This is a genomic window from Rhodococcus sp. EPR-147, from assembly GCF_001647185.1.
Lineage (GTDB): Bacteria > Actinomycetota > Actinomycetes > Mycobacteriales > Mycobacteriaceae > Rhodococcoides.
The window spans coordinates 1-10,176 of sequence record NZ_LVCU01000512.1 but is presented as its reverse complement, the minus strand read 5'-3'; the positions used below and the strand labels follow the sequence as shown (position 1 = coordinate 10,176).

The following is a 10,176-nucleotide window of genomic DNA, read 5'->3' as shown; positions in this document are numbered from 1 at the left end:
ACCGAGTCGAAAGAAGTGTCATGACTGCACACGAAACCGAAATCGTTGCGGACGAGAAAGTCCCCACGATCGAGATCGTCCGAGAGTTCGACGCGACGCCGGAGCAGGTGTTTCGCGCTCACATCGACCCCGAGCTGTATCGGCGGTGGGTGGGGCCGCGATCGTTGACGACCCGAATCCTGAAGTGGGAGGGGCACACCGGAGGCGCTTGGGCCTTCGCCAACGACCGGGACGGTGAAGAGATCGCTGCCTTCTTCGGCAGCTTTCACGAGGTGCGTGCGAGCGAGCGAATCGTGTGGACCTTCACCTGGAAGGGTGCACCCGATTCGGTCGCGCTCGAAACGCTCACTTTCGAGAGCCGAGGCGATGGCGGTACACGTCTGCAGGTATTGAGTGTGATGTCGGACTTCGCGACGCGCGACGGCATGCTGTCCAGTGGCATGGACGTCGGCGTGAAGGAGGGCTACGACAAGCTGGACGAACTGCTCGGGCACAGGACCGGCCCGGCCCAGCAACACCTGCAGGACGCGGCCATGTTCACTGCGCTGGTGGAGTCCGCATCACCGGCGGACTGGTCTCGGCCGAGCCCGGTATCGGGTTGGGCTGCAATCGATGTGGTGCGGCACCTGGTCGAGTGGTCCCGCGGCTTTCTCGCCGGCGGGGCCGGTATCGAACTACCGGCACTGGACGTCGGAGCCGACCCGGCCGCAGCCTGGACCCAGCACGTCGCCGATATCCAAGCAATTCTCGACGACCCCGCCGGCCGGGTGCTGAGCAACCCGCACACCGGAGACATGCCGGTGGACGAGGCAATCGACATGTTCTACACCGCCGACGTCTGGATGCACTCCTGGGACCTGGCGAAAGCCATTGGCCGAGAGCCTGATCTGGGCCGAGAACGCTGCGCTGCAGCGCTCGAGACCATGCGACCGATGGAGCAGGTGCTACGGGACAGCGGGCAGTACGGCCCCGCCGCCCCCGTTGCCGACGACGCTTCCTCGCAGGACAAGCTGATGGCCTTCATCGGCCGCGACCCGGCCTGGCAGCCGGGTCGATAACCTCCGTTCAGAGGTACTTCTTCAGCTCCATTTTCGCGATCGACATCTTGTGCACCTCGTCGGGACCGTCCGCGAGCCGCAGCGTGCGAATGTGCGCGTACATCATGGCCAGCGGGAAGTCGTTGGACACTCCGCCTCCGCCGTGGACCTGGATCGCCCGGTCGATGATTTTCAGCGCCATCTCCGGTGCCGCAACCTTGATCGCTGCGATCTCCGTGCGCGCTTCCTTGTTCCCGACGGTGTCCATCAGGTACGCCGCCTTGAACGTGAGCAACCTGGTCTTCTCGATCTCGATGCGCGCCTCGGCGATCCAGTCCTGAATGTTCGAGCGCATCGCCACCGGCTTGCCGAACGTCACTCGGGATACCGCACGGCGACAGAGCAATTCGAGTGCGCGTTCTGCCACGCCGATGGTGCGCATCGCGTGGTGGATACGACCAGGTCCCAAGCGAGCCTGGCTGATGGCGAATCCCTCGCCGGGCCCCTTCAGCACGTCCTTCGCCGGTACCCGTACATTCTCGAAGAGCACCTCGGCGTGACCTTCGCGGTCGATGTAGCCGAACACCGGCAGATTGCGCAGGACGGTGACTCCGGGTGCGTCGATGGGCACCACGAGCATCGACTGCTGACGGTGCGTGGCCGCCTCGGGATCGGTCTTGCCCATGACGATGAGAACCTTGCAGTTCTTGTGCATCGCATTGGACGTCCACCACTTGCGCCCGTTGAGGATGAAGTCGTCGCCGTCGCGATCCATCTTCATGGCGATGTTGGTGGCGTCGGAGCTGGCGACATCGGGTTCGGTCATCGCAAAGGCAGAGCGAATGGTGCCGTCCAGCAACGGCTTCAGGTACTTCTCCTTGTGCTCGTCGGTGCCGAAGAGCGTGAACACCTCCATGTTGCCGGTGTCCGGTGCGTTGCAGTTGCATGCCTCGGGCGCGAGCAGGCTGCGTCCCATGATCTCGGCCAACGGTGCGTATTCGAGGTTGGTAAGACCGGGGCCCCACTCGGGATGCGGGTGGAACAGATTCCACAGTCCGCGCGAGCGCGCTTCCTTCTTCAGATCCTCGATGATCGGCGGTTGGAAGTGCGGGTCACCGGATTCGAGCATCTGCTGCTCGTACACTGCCTCGGCCGGGTAGATGTGAGAGTCCATGAACTCCAACAGATCCGACTCGTACTTCTTCGCACGGTCGGAGGTCTCGAAAAATGCCACGGTGGGCCCCTATCGGTTGTTGTCGAGCAAGCTGTCCTGGTAGCGACGCATGCCGCGCAACCACCGGTCGTAGTCGGCACCCTTGTTGCGGTACATGTCCAGCACGTTCTCGTGCGGCAGGATCAGGAACTGCTCGCGGTCCATTGCGTCGAGCACCACGTCGGCGACATCGAGCGGTTCGAGTACGGCACCGGCACTGAGAACCGCGGCAGTTGCCGCCGCTCCCAACGTATCTCCGGATTCCCGTCCCTCGTAGAGCAGTTTGGTGTTGACACCCATCGGGCACAGGCAGCTGACGCGGATACCGCGGTTGCCGTAGGTGACGTTCATCCACTCGGCGAATCCGACCGCGGCGTGCTTGGTCGTCGCATACGTCGCCGAGCCGATCTGGGTGAGCAAACCGGCCGCCGAGGCGGTGCTGACGAAATAGCCTTCACCGCGCTCGAGCCAACCCGGCACCAACAGCTGCGCGGCGCGAATGTGTGCGCGGACGTTGACATCGAACGAGAGGTCCCAGTCCTTGTCGGTGGCGTCCAGTCCGGGTGCGCCGCTGATTCCTGCGTTGGCGAAGTAGAGATCGACAGGTCCGAACGAGTCCTCGGCCAGTGCGATCAGCCGTTGGATGTCCTCGGTGTTCGACGCGTCCGCCGCGGCGGCGACGGCCGTCCCCGGCCGGTCGCGTTCGATGGCGTCGGCCACGGATCGGGCCGTGGTTTCGTCGAGATCGGAGACGACGACGCGTGCGCCGTGCTCGGAGAGTCGAGCGGCGATGGCCCCGCCGATTCCGCCACCACCGCCGGTGACGATGCCAACTTTGCCTTCTACCTTCATGCCCCAGGTATAGTTGAAGTCGGATTCAAGTTCAACCCTGGTTGCATGAAGATGCTGGTCAGAGCGCGGAATCTAGGTCCGAGGACGCGTCGGATCAGTGATCCACCCCGACCACGATCCCGGATACAACGCAGCATCGAAGCCCGCCAACTCGAGCGCCAGAATCTGATGGGCGGCGGTCACGCCGGATCCGCAGTAGACGGCGACGGCCTTTCCCTCGGGCACAAGTCCACCGAATGTGCCATTGAGTACCCCGGGGTCCAGAAACTTGCCGTCCGAATCGACGTTGTCTGTGGTCGGTCGATTGATTGCGCCGGGGATATGTCCGGCCACCGGATCCACCGGCTCCACCTCGCCGCGGAATCGCTCGGGTGCTCGGGCGTCGAGCAGGACGTTGCTCTGGGCGAACTCGAGAACATCGTCGACCTCGAGAACCCGTGCGAGCGATGGCCGCGCGGTGAACGACCCGGCGGCCACGATCGACGGCTCGGTGCCGGTGGCAAACCCTTCGGCCACCCACTGAGCCAGACCGCCGTCGAGGACTCGCACGTCTGCATGGCCGTAGTAGCGCAACAGCCACCATGCGCGCGCCGCGGCAGTTGCGGGTCCTGCGTCGTAGACCACCACGGAGGAATCGTCGCTCACCCCGGCGCTGCGCATCGCTGCGACGAAGGTCTCCTCGTCGGGCAATGGGTGGCGGCCGCCCGAACCCGGGACCCCGGCAAGCTCTGCATCGAGGTCCACGAACTGCGCGTTCGGGATGTGGCCGGCCTCGTAACCTGCTCTGTCGCTGCCGGTCTGGAGCGCCCAACGAACATCGAGGACGACCGGCGCCCGTCCCATCTCGAAGAGGTCGTGCAGTTCGGCGGCAGAAATCAGCGGCGAAGGGCTCATAAGGCTCCGACGCTAACAGCCCTGCGCCGGGAATAGCTCGGGCTGCATGCCGGTTGTGCGCAGGCGTGACCGAAACTGCATCCACAACTCAGCATCTGTCCACCGCCGGGCTCTTCGAGCCGTTCGAGGTCAAGTCGCTGAAGCTGCGCAATCGCTTCGCCATGGCCCCGATGACGCGCGCCTTTTCTCCCGACGGCATTCCCGGCCCGGATGTCGCCGAGTACTACCGCAAGCGCGCGGCCGGCGGCACCGGCCTCATCATCACCGAGGGCACCTACATTCCCGATCCCGCAGCCGGCCCGCACACCCGTGTCCCGCGGATCTACGGTGACGCCAGCCTCGAGGGCTGGAAGGGCGTCGTCGACGCCGTGCACGCCGAGGGCAGCGCGATCATCCCGCAGCTGTGGCACCTCGGCGTCGAGCGCGGCACCGAGCCTCGCCTGTTCCCAGACGTCACCACCGTGAGCCCGTCGGGCATTGCACTCGACGGTTCTTCGGTGGGTCGCGCATTCACCGACGCCGACCTCGACGAACTCACCTCGCAATGGGTGCAGGCCGCGGTCAATGCGAAGAACACCGGATTCGACGGTCTCGAGCTGCACGGCGCGCATGGATACCTGCTCGACGAATTCCTCTGGGCCACAACCAATGTGCGCGACGACGAATTCGGTGGCTCCCTCGAAGCTCGGACTCGCTTCCCCGCGCAGGTCGTTGCGGCGATCCGTGCTGCGGTGGGCGAGGACTTCGCCATCGTCTACCGGTTCTCGCAGTGGAAGAGCAATCACTTCGACGCCCGGATCGCCCAGAACCCTGAGGAACTCGGACGTGTCCTGACTCCCCTGGTCGACGCCGGAGTGGACATCCTGCACGCCTCGACCCGCCGCCACTGGGATCCTGCGTTCCCCGAACTGGACGGCAACGACGGCAAGCTGGGCTTGGCCGGGTGGACCCGCAAGCTCACCGGTGTCCCGACGATCACCGTCGGATCCGTGGGCCTCGACTCGGTGTTCACCTCGGCGTGGTCGGAGGACGCCGCATCCGGTGTCACCGGACTCGACGCCCTGGTAGGCCAGTTCGAGGACAACGAGTTCGATCTCGTTGCCGTCGGACGTGCGCTGTTGTCCGACCCGGATTGGGTGAACAAGGTCGGAGACGGACGCGTCGACGAGCGCATCGAATTCACCCGCGACCACATTCAGCACTTGGTCTGACGGATCGGGCACCGGAATCCACGGCAGCATCGCCTAGAACGGCGGTGCTGCCGTTTCGTCTGTCTCGGGCGGTTGATTGTCGGGTGGGTTGGGGTAGGCGATGTGGCCGGATCGTTTCTGTCGGGTGGGGATGTGTGGTCTGAGGTCGTTTCCGAGGATGGGTACGGCTGTGCCGTTGGTGGGCAGGGTGATTCGGGTGGTCTTGGAGGTCGATGTCCACAGGATCGCCCCGCCGGGGAGCATGACGGCCTTCCAGTAGCCGGCTGTTTTGACGGAGTGGTGGTAGTGGCAGAGGCATTGGAGGTTGTTGACGGTGGTCCAGCCGCCGCCGCGTGGGTTGGCGTGGTCGAAGGGGACGATGTGGTCGAGTTGGCAGCGTGCGGCGGGTCGGTGGCAGCCGGGGAATCGGCAGTGTTTGTCGCGCAGGCGGACGGCGGCGGTGGTGAGGGCGTCGGGTCGGTAGATCAGGGCTCGGTCGGTGAGTGGGTCGCGGGGTACTGATTTTCCGAGGGTGGGGTCGGCGGCGATCGCGGCTTCGAGCGCGGCGGCAAGGGTGGCGTTGCCGAGGTAGAGCCCTGAGGGTGTGTGGCCTGCAGTGGGGATCGTTCGGTTGTCCAGCCGGATTGCCGAGCGGAGGTCGAGTGCTCTCATGTTGCGGGCGGGATGTCTGATGTCGTCCAGGTCGAGGGCAGAGCTGTGCCGTGTGCCCCGGCCGACGGGGGTGTGGGTGCAGAACAGGGCTGCGGCGGAGGTCAGCGATTGCAGGCGATGCGGAGGTCGGTCGTCACTGGTGGCAGTCGATGGTGCAGCCGAGTCTGGTGCGGGTACCGGACCCTCGGCTGACGTCGGACCGGATGCTGTGAAGCCAGATGTTGCTGTGGGAGAACCTTTTTCGGATTGTTTCGGAGCAGGATCAGGTTCCCGCGATATCTGGTCGGCAGGTGACTGCGACGACGATGCCGGGGCCGATGCAGGTCTCTCAGGGCCGGTTGCCGAAGTCGGCTGTGATGGCGGGGCGGTCGCTGGTGCCGGGGCACTGGTTGCTGCGTGCATGCGGACAGGGTCAGCGGCACCTGGGTCGGCAGCTGCTGACGGATCGGTCGTGGCCTCGGGAGTCGGCCTGGGTTTGTCGTTCTCGCCTGTAGCTGCCGCTGGCGCGGGGGCGTTCTCGGGCGCAGGTGCCGGTGCCGGTGAACTGGCCGAAGTCGGTTCCGCCGAGGAAGCTGTCTGCGCCCCCGATTCCGCGGCCGGCTCCATTCCCGGACGTGCTTCTGTGCCTGTGCCTGTGTTGGTTGTCGACTCGGCTCCCGTGTCGGTCGCCGCAGCCGGAGTCGATCCAGCCGCCGTGTCTGTATCGGCGTCCGTCGTCCGCGGTGCCGGGCTCTCGCCCGCTGCCGTAGTGGCGCTGCTTTGAGTTGCAGGCTCGGTCGTTTCGCTGTCCGAGCGTTGTTCCCATTCCCCGGTCTCCGGGTTCTGCACAGCGAGTCCGAGTTTCTCGGCGAGGGTCACTGCTTCGGTGAGCAGGATCTGCCAGTGACTGTTGCGTGCCAACTCTCGCGCGAGGTCGGGGTCGATGGAACCGTGCCCGGCCAGATAGGCGGGGTTGGCGAGTAGTCCGATGAGGGTGGCGATGTCGACGGTGATCATCGTGAGCGGCACCCGTCGATCCGGCAACGCTGTGTCTTTCTTCGGGCAATCGGTGCGTTGGCACAGGCAGGCGAGTCGGGGTTCGCCGTGCATGCGGGCCATGAATGCATCGCACAGGCGTTCTTTCTTCCCGCGCGGGTCTTTGGGGCAGAGGGTGTCGGCCATCTCCTCGAGGAGTTGCCATGCGGCGGCGGCTTCGGGTGCTGTCAACTCGGCTCGGATGCGGACGAGTTCGCCGGCGGGGCTGTAGGTGACGGTCCGGAATTTCTTCGCGAACTCCCGCAACGCCGCGGCTTCCTCGGGTGCGACGCGCAGCAGGATGTCCCAGATCGCCTGTTCGAGCGGGCCCGGGGACGACCTCCGCGCCGCCTCGACCACCTCGGCTTCGACCGACCTGACGATATCGTCGGAGAGGTTGTCGAGGATCCGGCATACCGTCCGCACGCGGGGAAGGTCGATCTCACCGGCCTCGAACGCTGCCCGTAGCAGCGGCATCCGGGTGTGCAGGGCAACACCGACCGAGACGTACGATTCGGCGACGGTCGCCGAGCAGCCCAACGCCACGGACATTTCGGTGCGTCCGTATCGGCTGTAGTACTTGTGTTTGGTGTCGCGGGTGATCCAGTCGCAGTGCACGCGGTAGCAGGCGGTGATCTTGCGGGCCGCCTGCCGATTCTCCTCACGCGCGGCAGCGGTCAACGCCTCCAGTGACACGGTCGGTATTGCACCCATTTTTTTCACCCCCCGGTGAGCCGAAACAAGAACGCCTGTTCGAACAAGATGAAGACTATCCCGACCCACCGACAAGAACGCTCGAGCCGAAAAAGCACCGGCTGACCTGCCGCTATCCACGGAATCGTTCTACACTGCACTCCATGAGCGAGCCCGATTCGAAGTCGGAACCGATCGAATTACGCCGGCGTGCGGCCGGCGGCGATCAGGATGCCATCGACCAGTTGGTCGAACTCGCAGGCGAGCGCAACGACCTCGGAGAACTCCGCTCTCTCGCCGGCGCAGGCAGCAGCGATGCCGTCGACATTCTCGTCGAGCTCGCCGGTGAACGTGGCGACCGCGCCGAGCTGCAGAGATTGGCCGCCGCAGGCAGCCGAGACGCCGCGGACATTCTGGAGGAACTAGACAGCTAAGCGGGCCGCTCCCCCAGTTGCACGGTGAGTCGGTGTGCCGCGTCGAGCAGCATCTTGCCCAATTCCCGGCGTCGGTCGTCGCGGAATCGCGTCTCGACGCCCGTCAGGCTCAGTGCCCACGCAGGACCTCCGGCGCGGTCGAACACAGCAGCACCGAGACCCCAGCTGCCTTCCACGAGCAACCCTGGGTTGACGGCGAAACCTGTTGTCCGAGTGTGGCCGACGCGGTGCCGAATCGCTGTGGCGGAATGAGTCTCGCCCCACTCCGGCACCAGGTCGACGTCGCCGAGGTACTCGTCGACCTCCCGATCGGGCAGGTGCGCGAGAATGGCCAAACCGGCGGACGCCACCCCGAGCGGTAGCCGAATGCCCTCGTACAACACGTGCGAGCGCAACGGAAAGCTCCCTTCCACCCGAAGCAGGCACACGGTCTCCGCACCGCGCCGGGCCGAGAGGAACGCGCTCTCTCCGCTCTCGGTGGCCAACGCCTGCACTATCTTTCGAGCCTGGTCGGTGATGTCGTACCGCAATGCCGCCATCGATCCGAGTAGATAGATCTCCGGGCCCAGTGACCAGTGGCCGGTCGCGTCACGGTCGACGAATCCTTGGTCGGCGAGCGACGCCAATAGGCGATGTGCGGTCGGTCGCGCGATACCGGTCGCCCGCGCGAGCGCGGTGGTCGAGGCACCCGACGGCTCCTCGCTCCCCGCTGCGCGCAGCAACGAACAGATCTTGTCGATCACACTTGCGTTGGCATCCGGTGTCGTCACCCGGCCATCGTACGTCCACTCACCGGACGCCTAGTCCACATCCGTTCACCGAACGAGCAGATACCAGCATTCGCTTCACCGAAATACACAGCTCAGGTTGACTGACTACAACGTTTGCTCAACGAACACATCAGGAGCTGCAAGTGACTGGAAAGACCTACGCGTCCGCCGCCGACGCGGTTGCGGACATCGGCCGAGGAGCGACCCTCGCGGTCGGCGGCTTCGGACTGTGCGGCATCCCCGACGCACTCATCGAGGCCATCGCCAACACCGACGCCACCGAGCTCGAAGTATTCTCCAACAACTGCGGCGTCGACGGCTACGGACTCGGAATCCTGCTGGCCGCCGGACGAATCCGCCGCGTCACCGCCTCTTACGTCGGCGAGAACAAAGAGTTCGCCCGGCAGTACCTCGCCGGCGAACTCGAAGTGGAACTGACCCCACAGGGAACACTCGCCGAACGACTCCGCGCCGGAGGCACCGGAATCCCCGCATTCTTCACCCCCGCAGGAGTCGGCAGCCCCATCGCCGACGGCGGAATGCCCTGGCGCTACGACCCCGACGGCTCCGTCTCGATCGCCTCCCCACCCAAGGAGACCCGAGTGTTCGGCGACAAAAGGTACGTACTCGAAGAGTCGATCAACGCCGACTTCGCACTCGTGCACGCCGAGATCGGCGACACCGCAGGCAATCTCGTGTTCGACAAAACTGCGATGAACTTCAACCCCCTCGCCGCGATGGCAGGAAAGATCACCATCGCCCAGGTCGAGAACCTCGTGGAACCGGGCGAAATCGACCCGGCCCACGTACATCTGCCCGGCGTGTTCGTCCAACGCGTCGTACACACCGGCCCACAGGACAGGCGCATCGAAAAGCGCACCGTCAGTTCAGGAGTTCGAGCATGAGCACAGGATGGACCCGCGACCAGATTGCCGAACGCGCCGCAGCGGAGATGGTCGACGGCGAATACGTCAACCTCGGCATCGGACTACCGACGTTGATCCCGGGATACTTGACCGACGCGGTCAAGGTCACCCTGCACTCCGAGAACGGCATCCTCGGCACCGGGCCCTACCCCACCGAGGACGAAGTCGACGCCAACCTCATCAACGCAGGCAAAGAGACCGTCACCGTCAATCCCGGTGCCGCATACTTCGATTCGTCACTGAGCTTCGGCATGATCCGCGGCGGCCACATCGACACCGCCGTACTCGGCGGCATGCAGGTCTCCCGCACCGGCGACCTCGCCAACTGGATGGTGCCCGGCAAGATGGTCAAAGGCATGGGCGGCGCGATGGACCTCGTACACGGTGCCCGGCGCGTCATCGTCGTCATGGAACACACCGACCGCGACGGTAACCCGAAAATCCTCGACGCCTGCACCCTGCCGCTGACCGGCCAAGGCGT

The 10,176-nt window shown here is 65.2% G+C and carries 10 protein-coding genes; 5 read left to right on the top strand and 5 right to left on the bottom strand.

The window, feature by feature from the left end; translation table 11 throughout:
* On the top strand, nucleotides 1-1,058 hold a 1,058-nt coding region (locus A2J02_RS28975; RefSeq protein ID WP_331712156.1), incomplete at its 5' end, for an SRPBCC domain-containing protein.
* Between the two features lie 7 nt (nucleotides 1,059-1,065).
* Here A2J02_RS28975 and A2J02_RS21925 read toward each other — a convergent pair.
* The 3 genes from A2J02_RS21925 to A2J02_RS21915 form a co-directional block, all read right to left on the bottom strand.
* Nucleotides 1,066-2,211: an acyl-CoA dehydrogenase family protein gene (locus A2J02_RS21925; RefSeq protein WP_373454783.1), complete on the bottom strand. Its 1,146-nt coding sequence runs from the start codon at nucleotides 2,209-2,211 to the stop codon at nucleotides 1,066-1,068.
* Nucleotides 2,212-2,280: 69 nt separating this feature from the next.
* On the bottom strand, nucleotides 2,281-3,102 hold the full coding sequence (locus A2J02_RS21920; RefSeq protein ID WP_068053525.1) for an SDR family oxidoreductase: 822 nt from the start codon (nucleotides 3,100-3,102) through the stop codon (nucleotides 2,281-2,283).
* A 72-nt stretch (nucleotides 3,103-3,174) separates the two neighbouring features.
* Nucleotides 3,175-3,996: a sulfurtransferase gene (locus A2J02_RS21915; RefSeq protein ID WP_068053522.1), complete on the bottom strand. Its 822-nt coding sequence runs from the start codon at nucleotides 3,994-3,996 to the stop codon at nucleotides 3,175-3,177.
* A gap of 65 nt (nucleotides 3,997-4,061) precedes the next feature.
* Here A2J02_RS21915 and A2J02_RS21910 point away from each other — a divergent pair, with 65 nt between their 5' ends.
* Nucleotides 4,062-5,207, top strand: coding sequence for an NADH:flavin oxidoreductase (locus tag A2J02_RS21910; RefSeq protein WP_068053519.1), 1,146 nt, complete (start codon nucleotides 4,062-4,064; stop codon nucleotides 5,205-5,207).
* A 33-nt stretch (nucleotides 5,208-5,240) separates the two neighbouring features.
* On the opposite strand, the gene A2J02_RS21905 is transcribed toward A2J02_RS21910, so the two are convergent.
* A complete protein-coding gene (locus A2J02_RS21905; protein ID WP_068283994.1) occupies nucleotides 5,241-7,586 on the bottom strand; it encodes an HNH endonuclease in 2,346 nt (781 codons plus the stop codon).
* Nucleotides 7,587-7,729: 143 nt separating this feature from the next.
* On the opposite strand from A2J02_RS21905, the gene A2J02_RS21900 reads away from it, so the two are divergent.
* On the top strand, nucleotides 7,730-7,999 hold the full coding sequence (locus tag A2J02_RS21900) for a hypothetical protein (RefSeq protein ID WP_068053513.1): 270 nt from the start codon (nucleotides 7,730-7,732) through the stop codon (nucleotides 7,997-7,999).
* Here A2J02_RS21900 and A2J02_RS21895 read toward each other — a convergent pair.
* On the bottom strand, nucleotides 7,996-8,769 hold the full coding sequence (locus tag A2J02_RS21895; protein ID WP_068053503.1) for an IclR family transcriptional regulator: 774 nt from the start codon (nucleotides 8,767-8,769) through the stop codon (nucleotides 7,996-7,998). The two genes, A2J02_RS21900 and A2J02_RS21895, sit on opposite strands and share 4 nt — an antisense overlap.
* A 143-nt stretch (nucleotides 8,770-8,912) precedes the next feature.
* On the opposite strand from A2J02_RS21895, the gene A2J02_RS21890 reads away from it, so the two are divergent.
* Both A2J02_RS21890 and A2J02_RS21885 read left to right on the top strand, forming a co-directional pair.
* Nucleotides 8,913-9,674, top strand: coding sequence for a CoA transferase subunit A (locus A2J02_RS21890; protein ID WP_068053500.1), 762 nt, complete (start codon nucleotides 8,913-8,915; stop codon nucleotides 9,672-9,674).
* On the top strand, nucleotides 9,671-10,176 hold a 506-nt coding region (locus A2J02_RS21885; protein ID WP_068053499.1), incomplete at its 3' end, for a 3-oxoacid CoA-transferase subunit B. The genes A2J02_RS21890 and A2J02_RS21885, both read left to right, overlap by 4 nt.